Source organism: Kribbella aluminosa, from assembly GCF_017876295.1.
GTDB lineage: Bacteria > Actinomycetota > Actinomycetes > Propionibacteriales > Kribbellaceae > Kribbella > Kribbella aluminosa.
This window is the reverse complement of sequence record NZ_JAGINT010000002.1, coordinates 3,189,929-3,210,251: the sequence shown is the minus strand read 5'-3', so window position 1 is coordinate 3,210,251 and position 20,323 is coordinate 3,189,929. Positions and strand designations below refer to the sequence as shown.

General features: G+C 70.0%; 23 protein-coding genes. 10 read left to right on the top strand and 13 right to left on the bottom strand.

The annotated features are described in order from the left end of the window. Positions 1–28 precede the first annotated feature (28 nt). The 4 genes from JOF29_RS36550 to JOF29_RS36535 all read right to left on the bottom strand — a co-directional run bounded on the left by JOF29_RS36550 (position 29) and on the right by JOF29_RS36535 (position 2,169). The gene (locus JOF29_RS36550; protein ID WP_209698908.1) at positions 29–856 is read right to left on the bottom strand and encodes a TIGR03936 family radical SAM-associated protein; all 828 of its coding nucleotides are present in this window, start codon (positions 854–856) and stop codon (positions 29–31) included. Positions 857–935: 79 nt separating this feature from the next. Continuing rightward, positions 936–1,430 (bottom strand): hypothetical protein, encoded by a 495-nt coding sequence (locus JOF29_RS36545; RefSeq protein ID WP_209698907.1) that lies wholly within the window; start codon positions 1,428–1,430, stop codon positions 936–938. After that, positions 1,394–1,603, bottom strand: a complete 210-nt coding sequence (locus JOF29_RS36540) for a hypothetical protein (protein WP_209698906.1) — start codon at positions 1,601–1,603, stop codon at positions 1,394–1,396. The genes JOF29_RS36545 and JOF29_RS36540 overlap by 37 nt, the downstream gene beginning before the upstream one ends. 65 nt (positions 1,604–1,668) lie before the next feature. Further along, on the bottom strand, positions 1,669–2,169 hold the full coding sequence (locus JOF29_RS36535; RefSeq protein WP_209698905.1) for an anthrone oxygenase family protein: 501 nt from the start codon (positions 2,167–2,169) through the stop codon (positions 1,669–1,671). A gap of 305 nt (positions 2,170–2,474) precedes the next feature. Here JOF29_RS36535 and JOF29_RS36530 point away from each other — a divergent pair, with 305 nt between their 5' ends. The 3 genes from JOF29_RS36530 to JOF29_RS36520 are packed head-to-tail and all read left to right on the top strand — an operon-like array spanning position 2,475 to position 4,751. After that, positions 2,475–3,272 carry a lysophospholipid acyltransferase family protein gene (locus tag JOF29_RS36530; RefSeq protein ID WP_209698904.1) on the top strand — a complete coding sequence of 266 codons (798 nt, stop codon included), beginning with the start codon at positions 2,475–2,477 and terminating at the stop codon, positions 3,270–3,272. Positions 3,273–3,311: 39 nt separating this feature from the next. After that, positions 3,312–4,190, top strand: coding sequence for a prephenate dehydratase (locus JOF29_RS36525; RefSeq protein ID WP_209698903.1), 879 nt, complete (start codon positions 3,312–3,314; stop codon positions 4,188–4,190). 3 nt (positions 4,191–4,193) lie between these two features. After that, on the top strand, positions 4,194–4,751 hold the full coding sequence (locus JOF29_RS36520) for a hypothetical protein (protein ID WP_209698902.1): 558 nt from the start codon (positions 4,194–4,196) through the stop codon (positions 4,749–4,751). On the opposite strand, the gene JOF29_RS36515 is transcribed toward JOF29_RS36520, so the two are convergent. Beyond that, positions 4,652–4,999: an NUDIX domain-containing protein gene (locus tag JOF29_RS36515; protein ID WP_209698901.1), complete on the bottom strand. Its 348-nt coding sequence runs from the start codon at positions 4,997–4,999 to the stop codon at positions 4,652–4,654. The genes JOF29_RS36520 and JOF29_RS36515 overlap by 100 nt on opposite strands. A 214-nt stretch (positions 5,000–5,213) precedes the next feature. Between JOF29_RS36515 and JOF29_RS36510 the strand changes: the two genes are divergently transcribed. Continuing rightward, a complete protein-coding gene (locus JOF29_RS36510; RefSeq protein ID WP_307863870.1) occupies positions 5,214–6,137 on the top strand; it encodes a GNAT family N-acetyltransferase in 924 nt (307 codons plus the stop codon). A gap of 26 nt (positions 6,138–6,163) precedes the next feature. On the opposite strand, the gene JOF29_RS36505 is transcribed toward JOF29_RS36510, so the two are convergent. Genes JOF29_RS36505 through JOF29_RS36495 form a run of 3 tightly spaced genes read right to left on the bottom strand, consistent with a single transcriptional unit; the run spans position 6,164 to position 7,646 of the window. Continuing rightward, complete coding sequence (locus JOF29_RS36505) at positions 6,164–6,469, bottom strand: hypothetical protein (protein ID WP_209698900.1); 306 nt, start codon at positions 6,467–6,469, stop codon at positions 6,164–6,166. Beyond that, the gene (locus tag JOF29_RS36500; RefSeq protein ID WP_209698899.1) at positions 6,466–7,077 is read right to left on the bottom strand and encodes a DedA family protein; all 612 of its coding nucleotides are present in this window, start codon (positions 7,075–7,077) and stop codon (positions 6,466–6,468) included. The genes JOF29_RS36505 and JOF29_RS36500 overlap by 4 nt, the downstream gene beginning before the upstream one ends. Then, a complete protein-coding gene (locus JOF29_RS36495) occupies positions 7,074–7,646 on the bottom strand; it encodes a phosphatase PAP2 family protein (RefSeq protein WP_307863869.1) in 573 nt (190 codons plus the stop codon). Before JOF29_RS36495 ends, JOF29_RS36500 begins: the two co-directional genes overlap by 4 nt. Before the next feature lie 77 nt (positions 7,647–7,723). On the opposite strand from JOF29_RS36495, the gene JOF29_RS36490 reads away from it, so the two are divergent. The 5 genes from JOF29_RS36490 to JOF29_RS36470 all read left to right on the top strand — a co-directional run bounded on the left by JOF29_RS36490 (position 7,724) and on the right by JOF29_RS36470 (position 13,200). Then, complete coding sequence (locus tag JOF29_RS36490; RefSeq protein WP_209698898.1) at positions 7,724–8,074, top strand: BlaI/MecI/CopY family transcriptional regulator; 351 nt, start codon at positions 7,724–7,726, stop codon at positions 8,072–8,074. Next, positions 8,071–8,994 carry a M56 family metallopeptidase gene (locus JOF29_RS36485; protein ID WP_209698897.1) on the top strand — a complete coding sequence of 308 codons (924 nt, stop codon included), beginning with the start codon at positions 8,071–8,073 and terminating at the stop codon, positions 8,992–8,994. Before JOF29_RS36490 ends, JOF29_RS36485 begins: the two co-directional genes overlap by 4 nt. Before the next feature lie 230 nt (positions 8,995–9,224). Next, the gene (locus JOF29_RS36480) at positions 9,225–11,537 is read left to right on the top strand and encodes a DUF8189 domain-containing protein (RefSeq protein WP_245359817.1); all 2,313 of its coding nucleotides are present in this window, start codon (positions 9,225–9,227) and stop codon (positions 11,535–11,537) included. Positions 11,538–11,647: 110 nt separating this feature from the next. Continuing rightward, positions 11,648–11,824 (top strand): hypothetical protein, encoded by a 177-nt coding sequence (locus JOF29_RS36475; RefSeq protein WP_209698896.1) that lies wholly within the window; start codon positions 11,648–11,650, stop codon positions 11,822–11,824. Between the two features lie 86 nt (positions 11,825–11,910). After that, positions 11,911–13,200 (top strand): HAD-IA family hydrolase, encoded by a 1,290-nt coding sequence (locus JOF29_RS36470; RefSeq protein ID WP_209698895.1) that lies wholly within the window; start codon positions 11,911–11,913, stop codon positions 13,198–13,200. Between the two features lie 3 nt (positions 13,201–13,203). Here JOF29_RS36470 and JOF29_RS36465 read toward each other — a convergent pair whose 3' ends face one another. The 4 genes from JOF29_RS36465 to JOF29_RS36450 form a co-directional block, all read right to left on the bottom strand. Further along, positions 13,204–15,135 (bottom strand): TIGR03960 family B12-binding radical SAM protein, encoded by a 1,932-nt coding sequence (locus JOF29_RS36465; RefSeq protein ID WP_209698894.1) that lies wholly within the window; start codon positions 15,133–15,135, stop codon positions 13,204–13,206. A 65-nt stretch (positions 15,136–15,200) separates the two neighbouring features. Further along, positions 15,201–15,944 carry an alpha/beta fold hydrolase gene (locus JOF29_RS36460; RefSeq protein ID WP_209698893.1) on the bottom strand — a complete coding sequence of 248 codons (744 nt, stop codon included), beginning with the start codon at positions 15,942–15,944 and terminating at the stop codon, positions 15,201–15,203. 88 nt (positions 15,945–16,032) lie between these two features. Continuing rightward, positions 16,033–18,471: a WD40/YVTN/BNR-like repeat-containing protein gene (locus JOF29_RS36455; RefSeq protein WP_209698892.1), complete on the bottom strand. Its 2,439-nt coding sequence runs from the start codon at positions 18,469–18,471 to the stop codon at positions 16,033–16,035. A gap of 127 nt (positions 18,472–18,598) precedes the next feature. Next, on the bottom strand, positions 18,599–19,057 hold the full coding sequence (locus JOF29_RS36450) for an Lrp/AsnC family transcriptional regulator (RefSeq protein WP_209698891.1): 459 nt from the start codon (positions 19,055–19,057) through the stop codon (positions 18,599–18,601). A 79-nt stretch (positions 19,058–19,136) separates the two neighbouring features. Here JOF29_RS36450 and JOF29_RS36445 point away from each other — a divergent pair, with 79 nt between their 5' ends. After that, complete coding sequence (locus JOF29_RS36445) at positions 19,137–19,541, top strand: DUF2000 domain-containing protein (protein WP_209698890.1); 405 nt, start codon at positions 19,137–19,139, stop codon at positions 19,539–19,541. 14 nt (positions 19,542–19,555) lie between these two features. Here JOF29_RS36445 and JOF29_RS36440 read toward each other — a convergent pair whose 3' ends face one another. Further along, on the bottom strand, positions 19,556–20,269 hold the full coding sequence (locus tag JOF29_RS36440) for a hypothetical protein (RefSeq protein WP_209698889.1): 714 nt from the start codon (positions 20,267–20,269) through the stop codon (positions 19,556–19,558). Positions 20,270–20,323: the final 54 nt, after the last annotated feature.

Here is a 20,323-nt window from a genome sequence, read left to right as displayed (position 1 = left end):
AAGCCTGCTGGATCCGCTCCGACCGCGCTCAGGGCACAGAGGGAGCGGCGGCGTCGCCCTCCGCTGTGTGCGTCTGGCGGGGATCTGCCTGGCCGGTCGCGGTCGCCTGGTTGGCGTCGCGGTCACGAGCGAGCGGGTCTTCCACCGTGCCGGTGTCCGTGGTGAGCGGGCCCTGGGCGAGCCTGGTCAAAAGAGCCGGGCCCGTCACCGTCAGCGTCGCTACCTCCCGCACACCGGCGAGAACGTCGTCGGGTCTCACGGCCGGGGTTCCGTGCCGTAACACCACTTGCAGTATCGCACACGTCGCAACCGACCCCGGTTCACTCGCAACGGTGAGTCGGAGAACGGCGGCCCGACAGTCGAACGAGCGAAGTCCCCGTTTGGTCATGCGCTCGACCAGAATTTCCTCCCGGCCGAGGAACGCCTCGACCGCCGCCCCGGCCGCCACCGGATCCACCCCCGGCAACGCGATCCGCCACTCGCTGGCCTCCAGCCGCTCGGCGAGCGCCCCCGGCCCGGCGACGACCACCTCGAGTACGTCGAGACCCGGCGGCAACGCCTCGTCCAGTGCGGCCCGGACCTCCTCGGCGTCCCGCTCCTGTGTGAGCGAGATCTCCAAGTACTCCGCCTCCGACGCGGCCCCGGTCGGCGCGGCACCGGCGTACGAGATCTTCGGGTGCGGGCTGAAGCCGTGCGAGAACGCTACCGGCAGCGCGGCCCGCCGCACGGCGCGCTCGAACGCCCGCTGGAAGTCACGGTGTGAGGTGAATCGCAGCCGCCCGCGCTTGGCGAAGCGCACCCGCAACTTCTGAACGGCGGGCAGCTGCTGCGAGGGCGGAGCTTGAACTGGTGGCACCCGCACAGTGTCTCAGCCCGCGCCGCCGGCGGGTTGCAGGGCCGCTGACCCCGGTGCGACGAGCCGGCCCGCGACCGGCTCAGTCGGATGCGGTGTAGCGCTGCTCCGGCTCGAAGGACGGGGTGGCGTCGAGGTCGAGTTCTACGTGCAGGTCGCCGCGGAGATCGTCGAAAACGACGATCCGGCTGCCGTCCGCGGGGACGCGGTCGGGCGAGGTCCGCATCCGCGCCTTGATCTCGTGCGCCCCGGCGGGTGAGTCGTACGCGATCGTGACCTCGAGCTCCGGGGAGCTCCCGAGCCAGAACACGATGCAGCCGAGCTTGACGATTCCGGCGTACCGGTGGCCGTCGCGGCGCAGCCGGTCGATCGTTGCCTGTTGTTCCCGCGCCTGGACCAGCGCCGACGGCAGCCGGCCGACCACGAAGATCCACCGGACGACGGCGACCAGCGCGAGCGCGGCGGAGATCGCGTACGCCTCGGTGCCGATCCGGAAGTCGCGGGTTCGCTGGAGTGTCCCGGGGTCCACCGAGAAGCCGGTCACGACCGAAAGACCGGCGCCGACGTCGCGTTGCACAACCACGACGTACCCAGCACACTCGCGACGCCCCATGCCACGAAGCACAGCGCGCCCAGGACCGTCAGGCCGGTCGTCACATGGCCGGGTGACTCGCCGGGAGCGAGTCCGGTGATGTGAGCCCCCTTGGCGGTGGTCGAGAACACCGGGCGGTCGTCCCACCAGTCCTTCATCACTACCCCCGGGTCCGTTGCCCGGTCGGAGAGTACTGGTCCGCCGGGCGCTCCGGACAGTGGTTTCACGGCTGCATCGCGGACTTCCCGGTCAAGTACAGCGCCCAGCCGAGGAACCCGAACGACACCAGCGCGAGCACCGTGCGGACCAGGTTGTACGTCGTCCACTTCGCCTCGTCGAACGCCGCCCGGACCGCGGCGACATCGATCGTCGCAGGATCACCGGCCGCCTTCATCGCGTCGTTCAGCGGGACGTTCACCGCGATCGTGACGATCATCGAGATCAGGTACAGCACGAACGCGACCGCGATCCACGGCAATGCCTTCTGCCTCAGGCTGACCACGCCGGCCAGCAGCGTGAACAGCAGGGCGCCGACGAACCCGAGGCCGAGGAACAGCGGGTTCACGATCGCCCGGTCGACTGCGGTGAACGCGCTCACGAAGGTCTTGTCGTCGGTCTTCCCGAGGCCGGGCATGAACGCGTTCGCGTAGATCCCGTACACGCCGGCCACCAGGCCCGTGGTCATCGTGGCCGCCATCAACGACGCCACCCGCAGTCCGTTCATCTCACTCCTTCAGTACGGCGGGAAGGTCCCCGCACCAGAAAGGTAGAAGCTCCGGAGCGCCGGGAACATGTCGGCTTGGCTCACCTCCATGTCCGCTCGACTCAGCGCCGTACCTGTTGCTGTTGCCGATAGCAAGAACCCCCGGTTCGCCGGGAACCGTCGCGGCCGCCGTCAGCAGATTACGAAGGGCGGCGCCGGGGTGTGAGGAGTTCCCGCGTGCCGAGCCGGCCCCGAAACGGCCGTCGTGCGGCATCATGTGATTTCGGGGAACGTGAGGCTGCGTGACATTCAAAGATGGGACTTCGATGACGGAACCGGCACAGTCGCCGCGGCGGGAGCCGGGCCCTGCGGTCGTGGATGCCGGAGACGGCGACGGCAAGGGCATCTACTGGGTGCTCAAGAACGTGGTCGTCGGGCCGCCGGTGAAGCGGATCTTCCGGCCGAAGATCGTCGGCGCGGAGAACGTGCCGGACACCGGCGCGGCGATCATCGCCAGCAACCACCTCTCGTACTCCGACTGGATCTTCATGCCGCTGGTGCTCCGCCGGCGGGTCACGTTCGTGGCGAAGTCCGACTACTTCACCGGCGCCGGGATCAAGGGCCGGTTCCAGCGCGGGTTCTTCAAGGGCACCGGACAGGTGCCGATCGACCGCTCCGGCGGGTCGGCGTCCGAGGGCGCGATGCGGGCCGGGATGAAGGTGCTGGAGCGCGGCGAGCTGTTCGGGATCTACCCGGAGGGCACCCGCTCGCACGACGGCCGGCTGTACAAGGGCCGGACCGGGGTCGCGCGGCTCGCGCTGGAGGCGAAGGTGCCGGTGATCCCGTGCGGCGTGATCGGTACCGACGTGGTCGCCCCGCCCGGGAAGATCGTCGCGTCGTTCGCGTCACCGACGGTGAAGTTCGGCGAGCCGCTGGACTTCTCCCGGTACGAGGGGATGGAGAGCGACCGGCTGATCCTGCGCGCCGTCACCGACGAGATCATGTACAAGATCATGGAGCTGTCCGGCCAGGAGTACCTCGACATGTACGCCACCAAGGCCAAGGCGCTGGAGGGCCGGGCGGTCACCGGCCCGCCGGACAAGGTCCGCAAGTCGGACACCTGATCCGGTTCGTGAGACGGGATAGGTCTACGCTGGGAGATCGTGGAAGGTCCGATCGCATACCAGGGTGAGCCAGGCGCCAATTCGGCGATGGCGTGCACCGACATGTTCCCCGAGCGCGAGCAGCTGCCCTGTACGACGTTCGAGGACGCCCTCGACGCGGTCAGCAGCGGGCGTGCCGGGCTGGCGATGATCCCGGTGGACAACTCGATCGCCGGGCGGGTCGCCGACATCCACCACCTGCTGCCGGAGTCCGGGCTGCACATCGTCGGCGAGTACTTCCTGCCGATCCACTTCCAGCTGCTCGGCGTACCCGGTACGTCGCTGGACCGGATCCGGACCGTCCGCAGCCACGTCCACGCGCTCGGGCAGTGCCGGAAGATCATCCGCGAGCACGGGTGGTCGACGGTCGTCGCCGACGACACCGCGGGGGCCGCCCGGGAGGTCGCCGAGCTCGGCGATCCGACCGTCGCGTCGCTGTCGCCGCGGGCCGCCGCCCAGTTGTACGACCTGGAGACGCTGGCGTCCGACATCGAGGACGAGCACCACAACACGACCCGGTTCCTGGTGCTGTCCCGCGAGCCCGACGTACCGCCGGTCGGTTCCGGGCCGGTCATCACGTCGTTCGTGTACCGGGTGCGGAACGTGTCGGCCGCGCTGTACAAGGCGCTGGGCGGGTTCGCCACGAACAGCGTGAACATGACCAAGCTGGAGTCGTACCAGCTCGGCGGGATGTTCTTCGCGACCCAGTTCTACGCCGACATCGAGGGACACCCAGAGGAGCCGAACGTCGCGCTCGCACTGGAGGAGCTGGCGTTCTTCTCGGTCGAGGTCCGCATCCTCGGCGTCTACCCGGCCAACGAGTTCCGCGCCCAGATCGCCGAACCGGCCGCGAACCGGGCGCTGCGCCCGCACCACTGAGCCGTGCGGGTCCTGCTGATCGGGGGAACCTCCAACGTCGGCAAATCCACAGCAGCCGAGACACTGGCGGCGCGGCTCGGGTACACGTACGTGTCGACGGATCGGCTCGGGCGGCATCCCGGGCGCCCGTGGGCCGACGTACCGGCACATGTCGTCGAGCACTACCGCTCGCTGACCACCTCGCAGCTGTTTGACGCCCTCCTGGCGCACTACGAACGGATGTGGCCGCGCATCGAGGACCTGATCACCGCACACGCCTCCGCCGGCCCGGGGCTAGTGCTGGAGGGGTCGGGCGTCTGGCCGGCGTACGCACAACACCTGACCACGCCGTACACCTCAGCCGTCTGGCTAACCGCACCGGAGCAGGTGCTGACCACGCGCATCCACACGACGAGCGGCTACAACGCTCTCCCCACCGACCGCCGCCACCTGGTCGACAAGTTCCTGGCCCGCTCGACGCTCTACCAATCCAGGATGCTCGACCAGCTCGGCCTCCTCGCACACATCAGCACCCCCGCCACCCCCACCCAGATCCTCGACGCGGCCCGCCCTATCTCCTGAGCACCTCGCGGACGAGGGGGCTGGACGTGGATGCTGAACGCCGTGAACTCTCCGGCCACGGGTAGCCGTACGCCGAGCTCCTCGTGCAGCTCGCGCTCCAGGGTCTGCTGCCACGACTCCTCGGCTTCGGGTTGCCCGCCGGGCAGGTCGAGCAAGCCGGCGTACGGCCCGCGGGTCTTGCGGACCAGGAGTAGCCGGGCGCCGTCGCGGATACGGGCGTACACCCCGAAGTGGTACTGCGCCGCCATATTCCGCACACCTCCTGGCGACTGGCGACAGGCCCGTCGAGCCTGCAGACGCTCGGTGCAAGACGAGAGGTTGGGGAGGATCTCTTCCCGTTCTGGGAGGGTAATCCACCCCAACCCGGCGGGTGTGGTGCCGTGGGGCGGCGCATAGGGTGCCGGGGTGGAGATTGTGAGTGTTGATGGACAGGATGCCGAAGTGTTTCGGCGGTTTTATGAGGTGAAGTTCGGGGTGCGGCGGGAGGAGCTGGAGTTTCCGACTGGGTTGGGGGTGGAGGAAGCCCGGGTGGTGATGGCCGGTACGCACGCGGATGTGCGGGCCGAGGGGCTTGGGGTTGTGGAGGACGGGGTTTGGCTGGGGGTTGCCTGGCTGGACTGGTGGTTGGTGGGGAACACCGACACCGTGGACGTGGAGCTTGCGGTGGTGCCGGCGTACCGGCGGCGTGGCGTGGCCAGTCGGCTGCTGGAGGTCGCGGTCGGGCGGGCCAGGGACGCCGGCCGGCGGATCGTGTCGGGGACGAACACGGCGGGTGACCCGGAGACTGGGGAGAGCCCGGGTACGGCGTTCGCGCGGGCGCGGGGGTTCGTGAAGAAGCATGCCGAGCTGCACCAGGTGGTCGAGCTGCCGGTGGACAACCTGATCGAGCAGCCGGTCGACGGGTATGAGCTCGTGCAGTGGCGGGAGCACACGCCCGACGAGTGGATGCCGCAGTTCGTCGAGCTGCTCAGCGGGATGAGCGAGGACGTCCCGACCGGCGACCGCACGGACGAGCCGGTGCGCTGGACCCCCGAGCTGGTCCGCGACGCCGAGGCCAGGCGGGTCGCGCAGGGGCGGTTCACCTACACCACGGCCGCCGTCCACACCGCCTCGGGCGAGCTGGCGGCATACACCCAGATGGGCGGTACGCCGGAGACCCCGGAGCGGCTGAACCAGTACGACACGTACGTACGCCGCACGCACCGCGGCAACCGGCTGGGGATCGCGGTGAAGGTCCCCAACCTCCGCGCCCTCCAGGCCGGCGTCGCCCGCCCGGCGGTCCTGCACACCTGGAACGCCCCCGAGAACGCCCCGATGATTGCCGTCAACAACAAGATCGGCTTCCGCCCGGTAGCCCAACGCACCGCCTGGGAACGCGAACTCTGACGAACCATTCACCGCACACCGCAGGTTTACGAACGGCGGCGGACGAGGCGCCAGGTGCCGGCGATGGTTACGGCTACCAGGAAGAGGGCGGTTAGTTCGTCGCGGAGTTGGCGGCGTACGGCGTTGTTCTCGCGGGCGCAGTCGGCGAGGTGGTCGAGGACCTGGGTGCGGGTGGTGTGGGGTTGTTCGGCGGCGCAGACGACGACCTCGGTGGAGACGGTGTGGATCGCGCCGCGGTGCTCGATCGCGTCCGGGAAGGCCCAGGCGAGCAGTACGCCGAGAGCGACGACCGTCAGCACCAGCCAGATGGCGAGTTTCCGGGAGCTGATCACGAGACCCGCTCCCGCCGGTGTTTGCGGATCCGCCAGGCGATGATCACGATCACGACGATGCCGGCGACGACCAGCGCCGCGGCCCGGCCGAACGTCTTCTCGACCTTCGAGTACGAGTTGCCGGCCAGGTACCCGAGCAGCACCACCGCGGTCCCCCAGACGATCCCGCCGGCCGCGTTGAAGGTCAGGAACTTCAGGTACCGCATCCCGGACATCCCCGCCAGCGCGGGCATCGTGGCCCGGAAGAACGCCACGAACCGGCCCAGGAACACGGCCGTACCGCCGCGCTCGGCGAGCTGCTTGCGCGCCGCGTCGAGCCGGCCCACGTGCCGCGACAACGCCCGCATCCGGAGCAGGCGCGGCCCGAAGTACCGCCCGATCTCGTACCCGACGGTGTCGCCGAGGACCGCCGCCGCGATCACCACGACCAGGACCAGCGGCAGCGACGCGTGCCCGAGCGCCGCGGTCACACCGCCGAGTACGGCGGCCGTCTCACCGGGCAGCACGAACCCGACGAACAGCGCGTCCTCGGCGAACACCAGCAGTCCGACCATCCCGTACACGGCGATCCCGTGCAGTCCGAGCAGCCAGTCGGTCAGTCCCTTCATGACAGCAGAACCACCCGCAGCCGTGTCTCCGCGACCGCGCGCACGCCCCGGCTCAAGGCCCGCCGTACCAGCAACCAGGTGCCGACGGCAACGAGTGCCCCGAGGACCAGCCCGGCGAGCACGTCGCCCGGATAGTGCGCGGCGATGTAGACCCGGGTGAGCGCCATCAGCACCGCGGCCGCGGCCGCGACGATCCCGAGCCGCCGGTTCACGATCCACAACCCGGCCGCGACCGCGCCGGCCATCGTCGCGTGGTCCGACGGGAACGACGGGTCGGTACTGCGGTTCGCGAGCACCAGGATGCCCGGCAGCGTCGTGTACGGGCGGGCCTCGTGGACCGCGTGCACGATCGGTTGGTTGACTGCCACAGCCAACAGCGTCGCACCTCCCGCACTGATCGCCGCAGCCACCCCCACCACCTGGCCCGACCGGCGCGCGATCCACCACCCCGCGAGCAGCAGTACGCCGAACAGCACCACGCCGTAGTTCGCGTACAACTGCGCCGGCGAATGCAGCCACGGCGTGGCCCGTGCGAACGCGTTGAACTGCTCGAACAGCCAGCGATTCACCCTGGATCCCCTTACTACAATGCAGGCAGTAGATTGATGCTACTACGTTGTTTGTAGTAGCCGTGAGGAGTCCACCCATGAGTCGTGCCCGGGGCGATCTGGAGCTGCAGGTGTTCGCCGCGCTCGCTGCGGGCGACGGCGCGATGACCACGTCGGACGTCCGCGACGCGCTCGGCGGCGAGCTGGCGTACACGACCGTCATGACCGTGCTCGGCCGGATGGCCGAGAAGGGCCTGGCCACCCGGAGGCGGGTCGGCCGGTCGTACGAGTACACCGCGGTCGTCGACTCGGCGGAGGTTGCCGCGCACCAGATCCACCGGCTGCTGGACGCCCGCGGCGACCGTGCCGCCGTACTCACGCGCTTCGCCCGCAGCCTGTCCGCGGAGGAGTCCCAACTCCTCGTCGACCTGCTCCAGGACTCCGAATGAGGACCGCCGCGGTCCTGGGGCTGATCGCGATCGTCGGCTACGCCCTCCTCGCACCGATCGCCACCCGGCGGTTGGCGCCGTCGGCGGCGACCGTCCTCCTGGTCACCGGCAATGTGCTGTCCGCGGCCAGCGGTGTCTTCATCCTCGCCGTCCTCGCGTTCACGTGGATCGGGCAGTTCCCGTTCGTCGCCGAGGAGGGCGCCTGGTCCCCCGCCCTGCTCCGCAGCGACAGCCCGGTGCCCGCGTGGCCCGCCGCGATCGCCGGCTGCCTCGTGACACTCGCCCTGGTCTCGGCCCTCGTCACCGGGCTCCGGCAGATGCGCGCGCTGCTCGAAGTACATCGCGCGTGCCGTCGCCTCACCGCGGTCGGCGATCTCGTCGTACTCGACGACGAACGGCCGGACGCCTTCAGTACGCCGCAGCCCGCGGGCCGGGTGATCGTCACCAGCGGCCTGCTCCGGGCCCTCGATCCGCGCCAGCGCGCCGTACTGCTGGCGCACGAGAAGTCGCACCTCGTCCACCACCACGCCTGGTGGAACCTGGCCGCCGGTCTCGCCGCGGCCGTCAATCCGGTACTGCGGCCGGCCGCCCGCGCCGCCGCGACCGCTGTCGAACGCTGGGCCGACGAGGACGCCGCACGCGCCGTCGGCGACCGGCGACTGGTCGCCACGACCCTGGTCCGGGTCGCCCAGCTGCAGACCCGTTTCGCCCATCCCGCCGCGGTCGTCGCGGCCACCGGAGGCGACCTGGAGGCGCGTGTCCGCGCTCTCCTCGCCCCACCGCCGCGCCGCCGGCCGCTGGTGCTCGCGGCGACGATCGCCGTCCTCGCCGTCGGCGCGCTCCCGGCCGCCGCCGTACAGCACACCGGCGAGGCGCTCTTCGAGCACGCCGAACGGCCCGCCGCCGTACCACACACCTGATTGAAAATCCGCAACGCCACAAGGGGTTTCCGCGGAGTCGAGTACCGGTGCGCGAAGGGTTGTGCGCACGCGGTGACGGGTGGATGGTGAACACAGGGCAGGGACTTGGGGGCCGACTGTTCGGTGGGGGAAGGCGGCAGGACCGCCTTCGGCCGAGGGCGCGCTGGGGGTGATCCCGCGGTTCGGCGTACGTCGGCCTGCTCTCGTGCGCCCCCGCAGAAGGGGGAGAAATGCCGAGGAAGGCCAACGGGCACGCGGGCAAGGACCGCGACGAGTACCGGATGCCGGGCGAGGCGGCCAGGCCGGAGGCGAACGGAAAGCCCGCGGACGGCATGCCGACCACCGGGCAGAACGCTTCCGGCAGTACGGACCCAGGCGCCGGATCGCCGAACGACATGAGCGCCGGCGGATCGGCCGCCGCCGGGATGAGCGGTGGCGGATCGGCCGCTGCGGACATGGGCGGCGGGGCAGCCGCCGGGGCCGGGATGAGCGGCGGCGGGACGCCCGCCGGGCTCGGGATGAGCGGCGGCGGTGCCGCGGGTGGTGCCGGTATGAGCGGCGCGACCGGCGGCGGGCGGACCGAGTCCCCGAGCCGCCGGCAGTGCGGTGTGATGGAGGTCCACCGGCGGCTGCTGTCGACGTCACCGGAGTACGCCGCGAGCCGGTCCGCGCTGGAGACCGCCACGATCGACTACGTCTCCCGCCAGGAACGTTTCACCGGGACCGCCCGCATCCCGGTCGTCGTACACGTGGTCTGGAACGCAGCCGCGCAGAACATCTCGCAGGCCCAGATCGACAGCCAGGTCGAGGTACTGAACCGCGACTACCGCGCGACCAACCCGGACACCAGCATCGTGCCGGGCGTGTTCAGCGGGCTGATCGCAGACGCTCAGGTCGAGTTCTTCCTGGCCACGCAGGACCCGAGCGGCAACCCGACGAACGGCGTCACCCGGACGCAGACCAGCACAGCGTCGTTCTCCACCGACGACAAGGTGAAGTCGTCGGCGACCGGCGGTATCGACCCGTGGCCGGCGGACAAGTACCTGAACATCTGGGTCTGCCAGCTCGGCGGCGGCCTGCTCGGGTACGCGCAGTTCCCGGGCGGCCCGGCGCAGACCGACGGCGTGGTCATCCTGCACAGCGGGTTCGGCACGAACGGTACGGCGGCGGCGCCGTTCGACCTCGGCCGGACGACCACCCACGAGGTCGGGCACTTCTTCAACCTGTTCCACATCTGGGGCGACGACGGCACCGGGTGCAGCGGCAGCGACGAGTGCGACGACACCCCGAACGCGGCCGGCCCGAACTTCGGCGTACCGACGTTCCCGCACGTGACCTGCAGCAACGGGCCGAACGGCGACCTGTTCTACGACTACATGGACTACACCGACGACCGCGGCATGGTCATGTTCACCACCGGCCAGGTAGCCCGGATGCAGGCGACGCTGGAGACCGTACGCAAGGACCTGCCGGTCTTCGGCAGCACGCGGGCGACGCCGGAACCGGCCGGCTCGGTGGTGTCGTGGGGCGCGAACCGGCTGGACGCCTTCGTGCTCGGCACCGACCTCGCGATGTATCACAAGTGGTGGGACGGATCGGCCTGGGGACCGTCGGTCGCCGGGTACGAGTACCAGGGTGGCATCTGTATGAGTGCACCCGAAGTCGCGTCCTGGGCGCCGAACCGGCTGGACGCGTTCGTGCTCGGTACCGACCACGCGCTCTACCACAAGTGGTGGGACGGGTCCTCCTGGAACGGGTACGAGTACCTCGGCGGGGTCTGCATGTCGCCGCCGCGGCTGGCGACCTGGGGTCCCAACCGGCTGGACGCCTTCGTTCTCGGTACGGATCGGGCGCTGTACCACAAGTGGTGGGACGGCTCGTCGTGGAACGGGTACGAGTACCTCGGCGGGGTCTGCACGAGTCCGCCCGAGGTCGTTGCCTGGGGCCCCGATCGGCTGGACGCGTTCGTGCTCGGCACGGACAACGCGGTCTATCACAAGTGGTGGGACGGGTCGTCCTGGAACGGGTACGAGTACCTCGGCGGAGTCTGCGCGTCACCGCCGCGGGTCGTCTCGTGGGGCGCGAACCGGCTCGACATGTTCGTGATCGGGACCGACTCGGCGCTGTACCACAAGTGGTGGGACGGGTCGTCGTGGAACGGCTGGGAGTACATGGGCGGCGTCTGCACGACGGCGCCGACCGTGGTCTCCTGGGGCTCGGACCGGCTGGACGTGTTCCTGCTCGGGACGGACTCGGCGCTCTACCACAAGTGGTGGGACGGGTCCGCCTGGGGACCGTCACTCACCGGGTACGAGTACATGGGCGGCATCTGCACCGACGAGCCGCGGGTCGTCTCATGGGACACGAACCGGCTGGACGTGTTCGTCGCCGGGACCGACAAGCAGCTGTACCACAAGTGGTGGGACGGGTCCGCCTGGGGACCGTCGGTCACCGGGTACGAGGCACTCGGCGGCGTGATCAGCGACTTCCGGGTGACGATCCCGGAGTCGCCGGCGTCGATCGGACAGGCGGTGGGGATCTGACCAGTTCACCGATCGGCCACTGGACGCATTCCTTCGAGGAGGACCACGACGGGATCACCGTCTACCGCCGAGACGACTACGCCTTCCCGCCGGCCCGTGGCCGGCGGGGGGTGGAGTTCCGCGCGGACGGCACGCTGGTGGACTACCCGATCGGCCGCGGCGACGCCCCCGAAGCCGGCCAGCCCGGCCGCTGGGACACCACCGGCCGCCTCGCCCTCACGTCCGGGAAGACCGGGCGCATAGTCACCTCGTCCCCCGACCAACTCGACATCACCTGGCACCCCTGACCCCCTGCACCTCGCTGGGGAGGACACCCCTCCTGGTTCTCCCCAGCCCCAGGACCACCGTGGAGAGGCGGTCTAAACTGACGGCCATGTGGAGCCCGAACGCGCGTGACGTCGGCGGACTTCCGACCCGGTACGGCGTACCGACACGCGCTGGGGTGCTGGTGCGCACCGACGCCTTCGCGACGGTGCCCGACGAGCTGCGGGCGCTCGACGCGGGCCTGGTGCTCGATCTGCGCTCCGACTGGGAGCTGAAGCGACGACATCCGCTCGACGGCACACCGGCGTACCAACGAATCCCGTGGATCGACCCGGAGGCGGAGAAACTGCGGGATCCGGACGCCGAGCCGCGGTTGCTCGATGTCTACCGCAACAGCCTGACGCGGAACGTGGACCACATCCGCCGGATCTTCACGGCCATCGCCGACGCGCCCGCGGACCGGCCGGTCGTGGTGCACTGCAAGGCGGGCAAGGACCGGACGGGGCTCACGGTCGCGGTGCTGCTCGAGCTGGCCGGCGTACCGCGGGACCGGATCGCGGCGGACTACGCGATCAGCGAGGTGAACCTGGGGACGCAGGACGGGCCCGAGTACTCGCGGACCCTTCCCGAGACCATCCTCGGGTCGCTCGAACACCTGGACTCCCTCGGCGGCGTACGGGCGTACCTGTCCTGGCTCGGACTGTCCGCCGCGCAGATCCACCGGCTCGCGACCCGACTCGTGCCGGTCGACGTCGAGGCGATCGTGTTCGACTTCGACGGCCTGCTGATGGACACCGAGACCACGATGGTCGAGAGCTGGCAGGCCGAATGGGCGCACCACGGGCTCGAGCTCGACCTGGACGGCTTCTGGCCCGGGCACGGCGGTGACGTCACCGATCAGCGGTACGCCGTCCTCGCCGCGGCCGTCGGCGCCGGGTTCGACCGCCCCGCGAGCCACGCCCGCCGCCTCGCGCACCGCGACCGGCTGCACGCCGAACTCGACTTCCGCCCGGGGATCCGGGACTGGATCCGCACCGCGCGGGACGTCGGGGTGACGGTCGGCATCGCGAGCAGCTCGCCGCGCCTGTGGGTGCTCGGCCATCTGGAACGCGTCGGCGCGGTCGGCCTCTTCGACCAGATCACCACCGGCGACGAGGTCGCGGCCCACAAACCGGATCCCGCGATCTACCAGCTCGCCCTGCAGCGCCTGGGCGAACCGTACGCGATCGCCGTCGAGGACACCCCGCACGGCGTCGCGGCAGCGCAGGCCGCCGGGATGTACGCGGTCGCCGTACCGAATCCGTTCGTGCCGCCCGCTGCCGTCGCTGCGGCCGACCTGGTTCTAGGCAGCGCCGACCAGCTGTTGCTCAGCGAACTGCTCCTGTCAGCCCGCCCGTAACGGTCAGACGACCGACAGCGGGAGGAGCTTCTTGCCGGTCGGGCCGATCTGGATCTCCGTGCCCATCTGCGGACACACGCCGCAGTCGAAGCAGGGGGTCCAGCGGCAGTCCTCGACCTCGATCGCGCCGTCCTCCTCGAGCGAGTCCTGCCAGTCCTCCCACAGCCAGTCCCGGTCCAGGCCCGAGTCCAGGTGGTCCCACGGCAGGACCTCGGCGTACTCGCGCTCACGCGTCGTGTACCAGGCGAGGTCGACCGGCTCGTCGGCGAGCGCCTTCGCGGTGCACTCGACCCAGCGGTCGTACGAGAAGTGCTCGCTCCAGCCGTCGAACCGGCCGCCGTCGCGCCAGACCGCCTCGATCACGCGGCCGACGCGTCGGTCACCGCGGGACAGCAGGCCCTCGATGATGCCCGGCTTGCCGTCGTGGTACCGGAAACCGATCGCCTTCGCGTAGCTCTTGTCCGAGCGGATCGCCGCTCCGAGCTTCGCGAGCCGGGCATCGGTCTCCTCCGAGCCGAGCTGGGCGGCCCACTGGAACGGCGTGTGCGGCTTCGGCACGAACCCGCCGATCGACACCGTGCAGCGGATGTCGCGTCGGCCGGACACCTCGCGACCGGTCTCGATCACCCGCTTCGCGAGGGCGGCGATCGCCAGCACGTCCTCGTCGGTCTCGGTCGGCAGGCCGACCATGAAATACAGCTTCACCTGCCGCCAGCCGTGGCTGTACGCCGCCGCGACCGTGCGGATCAGGTCCTCCTCCGTGACCATCTTGTTGATCACCTTGCGCATCCGGTCCGACCCGCCCTCGGGCGCGAACGTCAGACCGCTGCGCCGGCCGTTCCGGGAGAACTCGTTCGCCAGCGTGATGTTGAACGCGTCGACCCTTGTCGAAGGCAACGACAGCGACACGTTGCTGCCCTCGTACTGGTCGCCGAGGCCCTTCGCGACGTCCGCGATCTCGCTGTGGTCCGCGCTCGACAGGCTGAGCAGGCCGACCTCCTCGAACCCGGTCTGCTTCAGCCCGTTCTCGACCATCGCGCCGATCGTGGTGATGCTGCGCTCGCGCACCGGCCGGGTGATCATCCCGGCCTGGCAGAACCGGCAGCCGCGCGTACACCCGCGGAAGATCTCCACGGAGTACCGCTCGTGGACGGTCTCGGCCAGCGGCACCAGCGGTTTCTTCGGGTACGGCCACGCGTCGAGGTCCATGACCGTGTGCTTCGCGGTCCGGAACGGTACGCCGGGACGGTTCGGGGTGACCCGCTGGATCCGCCCGTCGTCCAGGTAGTCGACGGTGAAGAACCGCGGGATGTACACACCGCCGGACTTCGCCAGCCGCAGCAGCACCTCGTCGCGACCGCCCGGGCGCCCCTCGGCCTTCCACTCGCGGATCACCTCGGAGATCGCCAGCACGATCTCCTCGCCGTCCCCCATCACCGCCGCGTCGATGAAGTCCGCGATCGGCTCCGGGTTGAACGCCGCATGCCCGCCGGCCAGCACGATCGGGTCCTCGCCGGTCCGGTCGGCCGCGCGCAGCGGGATCCCGGCCAGGTCCAGCGCGGTCAGCATGTTCGTGTACCCGAGCTCGGTCGAGAACGACAACCCGAACACGTCGAACGCCCGCACCGGCCGGTGCGAGTCGAGCGTGAACTGCGGGATCCCGTTCTCCCGCATCACCTTCTCCATGTCCGGCCAGACGGAGTACGTCCGCTCGGCCAGGATGTGGTCCCGCTCGTTGAGCACCTCGTACAGGATCTGGACGCCCTGGTTCGGCAGGGCGACCTCGTACGCGTCCGGGTACATCAGCGCCCAGCGCACGCTGACCGCGTCCCACTCCTTGCTGACCGAGTTCAGCTCACCCCCGACATACTGGATCGGCTTCTGCACAGCCGGCAGCAACGCCTCCAGGCGCGGAAACAACGATTCGACAGTCATAGCAACTTCCAGTCAGCGGTCCAGAGCACCTACCAGCCTAACGCTGCACCACTCCTCAGCTGGAATCAGCCGAGGTGGGCGAGGAGGAGGGGGTTGATGACGTCCGGGTGGGAGTAGGTGACCAGGTGGGCGGCGTTCTCGATGATTTCCAGGTGGGCGCCGGGGATCTGGGTGGCCAGGGGGATGACGGTTTCGGGTGGGACGGAGGTGTCGGAGTCGGCCGTGATGACCAGGACGGGGGCGGTGATGTCGGGGAGGCCTGGGAGGAGGTTGGTGGTGCTGAGGGCTTCGCAGCAGGCGGCGTAGCCCTCGGCGGGGCAGTCTCGCAGCAACTGCCGGATGGGGTCGATGTCCTTGAATTCGGGCAGGAACCAGCGGCCGAGAGTCGCCTCGGTGATCGCCTGGGTGCCTTCGGCGCGGACCTGGGAGGCGCGGTCGATCCACGGCTGCGGGTTCTCGGCAGGGTTGGACGGCGGGCAGATCAGGACGAACCGGTGGAAGCGGTCGGGGGCGTTCTGGGCGAGCCACAGGCCTACCGCGCCGCCGAGGGAGATGCCGACGTACGACGCCTGCTCGACCTCCAGCGTGTCCAGCAGTTCGACGACGTCGCCGCCGAGGTCGTCGATCGTGTACGGGCCGTCGGGAACCTCCGAGCCGCCGTGGCCCCGGTGGTCGAACGCGATCACCCGGAACCGCTTCGCGAGTACGTCGACCTGCGGTGCCCACATCGCCTGGGTCGCACCGAGCGACGACCCCAGCAGCACGACGGGCGCGTCGGCCGGACCGGTCTCCACGTAGTTGAGTCGCATGCCGACCACTCTACGTACAGGGCGCAGGCGCTGGGGTCGCGGAACAAGCTATTGCTTGTCGCGCGACCCCAGCGGTTGTCGCAGTCCCCTACTTCGGAGCGGGCGCCTTCCAGATGCTGCGGCCGAACGTGGCGGCGTACACCGTGCTGCCGTCGCCGCTGACCTTGATGTCGAGGACCGAGGTCTGCGGCAGACCACGGGCGATCCGCGTCCAGTGCTTCTGGCCCGGCCGGACGGTGAACGCGCCGAAGTCGGTAGCCGCGTAGAGACGGCCCCGGACCGGGTCGTAGCTGAGCATCTCGACCGGTGCGTTCGGAAGGTTGCCGCTGGCATCGGTCCAGGTGGTGCCACCGTTCCGGGTCTCGAACACGGACGCTGCCGCCGACCCTTCGCGGAACCCGGACAACGCGACCCAGACATGGTCCTTCTGCCGCGGGTCGACCACGATCGCGTTGACCCAGCGTTCGGGCACACCGGTGAGTTTCGTCCAATGGGCGCCGAGGTCGTCGGTGCGCCAGAGCAGCCCGTTGTCGGTACCGACGTACAGCGTCTTCGAGTCGCCGGCGACGCCGATCGCGCTGATCGTGTGGTAGCTGTTCGAGTAGACCGGGTCCGGCGGCTCGGTCGGCGGGCCGCCCGCCAGGTCCGCGTCACCGGTCGGCGAGATCGCGGCGAAGGTGCGTGCGTGATCGGTCGAGCGGTCGAGGACGTTGCCGCCGAAGTAGACGATCGACGGGTCGTTCGGGTCGAACGCCATCGGCGCGTCGGTGGTGATCCGCTGGCTGTGCCGGGTGCCGAAGTTCCAGCTGGTCTCCTGGCCGTTCACGTCCTGGTGACCGTGGCAGGTCCCTTGCTGGAGACATTCGTAGTACGTGTTGTGGTCCTTCGGATCGATCAGTACCCAGTGCCCGTCACCGCCGCCGAACGCGTTGAACTGGGTCAGGTCGCCCGGCGGACCGGCGGCCGTCCAGGACCGGACGCTGCCGTTGTCCTGCAGCCCGGTCGCGAGCCGGTTCGGGTCGTCCTGCGCGACGGCCAGATGGTACGACTGGTTGAACGGCTCCACCTCGGAGTGCACGAACGTCTTGGTGGCACCGTTGCTGTCCGAACGGTAGACGCCGCCGTCGTTGCCGACGTACAGCCGGCCGGGGACGTTCGGGTCGTACGCCAGCGCGTGCTGGTCCGCGTGCAGCCCGGACAACGCGGTCCAGGTCTGGCCGCCGTCGGTGGACGCCCGCATGTTCAGGTCCGCGCTGAACAGGTGGTCCGGGTTCGCCGGGTCGACCCAGAGCTTCGCGAACCACCACTGGTAGCCACTGCGCCCGCCGGCCTTCCCGCCCGCGGTGAACGTCGTACCGAAGTCGTCGGAGACGTAGAAGCCCTTCTCGGCGCCGTACTGCGTACCGGTGATCACGTACACGCGGTCCGGGTGACTCGGGGCGATGCCGATCCCGATCCGACCCAGGCTCGGGTCGCTGGTCAGGCCGCTGGCGTCACCGTCGGCGAGTTTGGAGATGTTCTCCAGCCGGGTCCACGTCGTACCACCGTCGGTACTGCGGAACAGGCCGGACCCGACGCCGCCGTACGTCCGTGCGCCCGCGGTGCGGTGGTGGTCCCAGAGCGCCGCGAGCATCCGCTGCGGGTTGTTCGGGTCGATGACGACGTCGATGGCGCCGGTGGTGCCGTTCGGTGGCGCGATCACCTGCCGCCAGGAGTGGCCGCCGTCCTCACTGCGGTAGAGGCCGCGCTGCGAGACCGGCTTGTACGGCGATCCCGAGGCGGCGGCGAAGATCCGGCGCGGGTTCTTCGGGTCGACCGCGATCCGCCCGATCGCCGCGCTGTCGCTCAGCCCGCGGTTGTGCCAGGTCCTGCCGCCGTCGCCGGACGAGTAGATGCCGTCGCCGAAGAACGTCAGGCCACCGCCGGGCGGGTTCGCCTCGCCGGTGCCGGCCCAGAGCATGCCGTCCGGCCCGCGTTCGAGCGCGCCCATCGTCTGGTTCTGGCCGGCCGGCCAGGCCGGGGTGAACGTTTTCGATGCGTCCGTACTGCGCCAGACGCCGCCGCCGGAGGCCGCGACGTAGACCGTGTCCGGCCGGGAGGGATCCACCACGAGGCCGACGATCCGGCCCCCGATGTTCGACGGGCCGACGTACGACCAGGCCTTTTTCCCCGGGTCGTCCGGGATCTTCGCCGCCTGGTCCCGGGCCTGCCGGACCTGGTCGAGGCCGATGTCCTTGCCGGACGAGAACTTCGTCGTGAGGTAGTCCGCGGGTCCGGTCGCGCCGGCACCGGCCCGCTCGGCGAGTTCGAAGTGCGCGGCGCAGATGGCAGGCATCCCCGCGGTCTCGGTCTCGCCGTCCTCGCCCGAGAGTTGCCGTTCGACGCGTTCCCAGCCGGCTCCGGCCTTCTGCCCGACGGACGGCGCCTGCGCCATCCCGCAGGTGTCACTCGTTGCCGCCGTGACTCCCACACCTGCCAGCACTACGGCCAGTGCCGCGACTGCTGCGATCTTCCTCCGTCGGCCCATGGGTCGACCACCTCCCGCTCGGCTCGCTGATTGAGCTGGGCAGGTCAGGTCCCCGCGCCTCACGCCCGAAAGTGCTTCTACCCTGCTGTAGCTGAGCGGAAACAGACAGTAGGGCGGAGTTCGTGGGTCAGCGGTCCGGCAGCGGCATGACCGTCGTCCGCCGGTGGTGCTCGAACACGACCGAACTGCGGATGTCGGCGATCTCCTGACGCTTCGCGAGCGCCAGGACCAGGTCGCGGAGCGCCTGGGTGTCCTTGACGGCGACATGGGCGAGGAAGTCGGCGCCGCCCGACACCATGAACATGTCCAGCGTCTGCGGCAGGTCCATCACGTACGACTGGAACGCGGTCGCCACCGCCATCGCCTGCGGGCGGAGCTTGATCGAGATGATCGCCTGCGTGGACCGGTCGATCGCCTGCAGATCGACGGCCGCGTGGTACCCGCTGATCACGCCGCGCTCGCGCAACCCGCGGATCCGTTCCAGGCAGGTCGACGGCGCGATCTTGAGCTCGGCCGCCATCTCCCGGTTGGTCCGCCGGGCGTCGTTCTGAAGCATCCGCAGCAGCGCCGTATCAAGTTCGTCCACGGCGCCCAGTTTCGCAGAACCGCCGAACGATGTTCGGAGTACGCCGTGATCTGCCGTCCGCAGGACTACCGTGACCGCCGTGCTGACGAACAAGATGGTCGTGATCATCGCGGCCGAAGCCCCCATCGGCGTTGCCCTGAACACCGCTGCCCTGCTCGGCGTCGGTCTCGGCCGCCAGCACGACGGCACCGTCGGCCCGGACACCACGGACGCCGCCGGTACGCCGCACACCGGCATGTGCGCGTACCCGATCCCGATCCTCCGCGCCGACGACCTCCGCACGCTCCGGGCCCAGGCCGCCGCCCGCCCGGACGTCACGATCCACGACATGCACCAGGTCGCCCAGCAGGCCCGTACCTACGAGCAGATGGCCGGCACCCTGGCCGGAACCAAACCCGAGGACATCCAGTACCTCGGCCTCGCGCTCTACGGTCCGCGCCAGTCGATCGACTCGCTCACCGGAGCGCTACCCCTCTACCGCTGACAGCTTTGGCGGGATTACGCGGGCTTCAGGACCTGGCGGGCCTTCGTGACGGCGGCTTCGGTCGCGGGGTCCAGCTCGCCGCCCTGGCCGGCGAGCACACCGACCGAGAGGATCACGTCGCCGACACCGGTGACGACCGCGGCGTACTCGAGGCCGCGCTTCGGTCCGCTCGTGCCGGTCAGCTGGAAGGCGAAGGGCTTGGTGCCGTACGCCGGTGCCGTGATCGCCTCGACCTTCATCGACGTGTTGCCGGAGCCCGCGGTCTTCAGCGTTACCTTCGAGCAGGAGTCGACGGCCTTCGCGTACGACTCCCGGAGGTCGGTGACCTCGCCGGCGGTACCCATCGAGTCGAGGCCGTAGTCGATGTACGGGCCTTCCTGGCCGCCGGTGAAGGTACGCGTCGCGGTGGCCTTCGAGCCCGGCGCCTTGCTCGCGTTCAGGTACTTCACGAGCGGCTTGCAGCGGCTGGTCGGTGCGGAGAACGGCGGCGTACCGTCGTCCTCGCTCTTGTCCAGGGAGAACCCGCTCGGCAGGTCGGCCAGCTGGAGCAGCGCCGCGGTCAGCTCGGCGCTCGTCCGGCTCACCGGCCCGGCAGACGTCGACGGCGTCGCGCTCGGAGTCGTACTGGGACCCGGCGTTGCGGGCGGCGCAGCGTCCTTCTTGCCATTCCCGCCGCAGGCGGTCAAGGACAGCGCAAGGACAGCGGCGAGCGCGAGATACCTGGTCACGGGGCCTCCCGGCCTGGACTGAGGAGCGGAGGGAGCGAAGCACCGGAGCGACGA

Excerpts from the sequence above, each read along its gene's own strand:
- JOF29_RS36540 (WP_209698906.1), bottom strand. The coding sequence starts at position 1,603 with ATGAAGGACTGGTGGGACGACCGCCCGGTGTTCTCGACCACCGCCAAG.
- JOF29_RS36535 (WP_209698905.1), bottom strand. The coding sequence starts at position 2,169 with ATGAACGGACTGCGGGTGGCGTCGTTGATGGCGGCCACGATGACCACG.
- JOF29_RS36530 (WP_209698904.1), top strand. The coding sequence starts at position 2,475 with ATGACGGAACCGGCACAGTCGCCGCGGCGGGAGCCGGGCCCTGCGGTC.
- JOF29_RS36515 (WP_209698901.1), bottom strand. The coding sequence starts at position 4,999 with ATGGCGGCGCAGTACCACTTCGGGGTGTACGCCCGTATCCGCGACGGC.
- JOF29_RS36500 (WP_209698899.1), bottom strand. The coding sequence starts at position 7,077 with ATGAAGGGACTGACCGACTGGCTGCTCGGACTGCACGGGATCGCCGTG.
- JOF29_RS36490 (WP_209698898.1), top strand. The coding sequence starts at position 7,724 with ATGAGTCGTGCCCGGGGCGATCTGGAGCTGCAGGTGTTCGCCGCGCTC.
- JOF29_RS36485 (WP_209698897.1), top strand. The coding sequence starts at position 8,071 with ATGAGGACCGCCGCGGTCCTGGGGCTGATCGCGATCGTCGGCTACGCC.
- JOF29_RS36480 (WP_245359817.1), top strand. The coding sequence starts at position 9,225 with ATGCCGAGGAAGGCCAACGGGCACGCGGGCAAGGACCGCGACGAGTAC.
- JOF29_RS36470 (WP_209698895.1), top strand. The coding sequence starts at position 11,911 with ATGTGGAGCCCGAACGCGCGTGACGTCGGCGGACTTCCGACCCGGTAC.
- JOF29_RS36465 (WP_209698894.1), bottom strand. The coding sequence starts at position 15,135 with ATGACTGTCGAATCGTTGTTTCCGCGCCTGGAGGCGTTGCTGCCGGCT.
- JOF29_RS36460 (WP_209698893.1), bottom strand. The coding sequence starts at position 15,944 with ATGCGACTCAACTACGTGGAGACCGGTCCGGCCGACGCGCCCGTCGTG.
- JOF29_RS36455 (WP_209698892.1), bottom strand. The coding sequence starts at position 18,471 with ATGGGCCGACGGAGGAAGATCGCAGCAGTCGCGGCACTGGCCGTAGTG.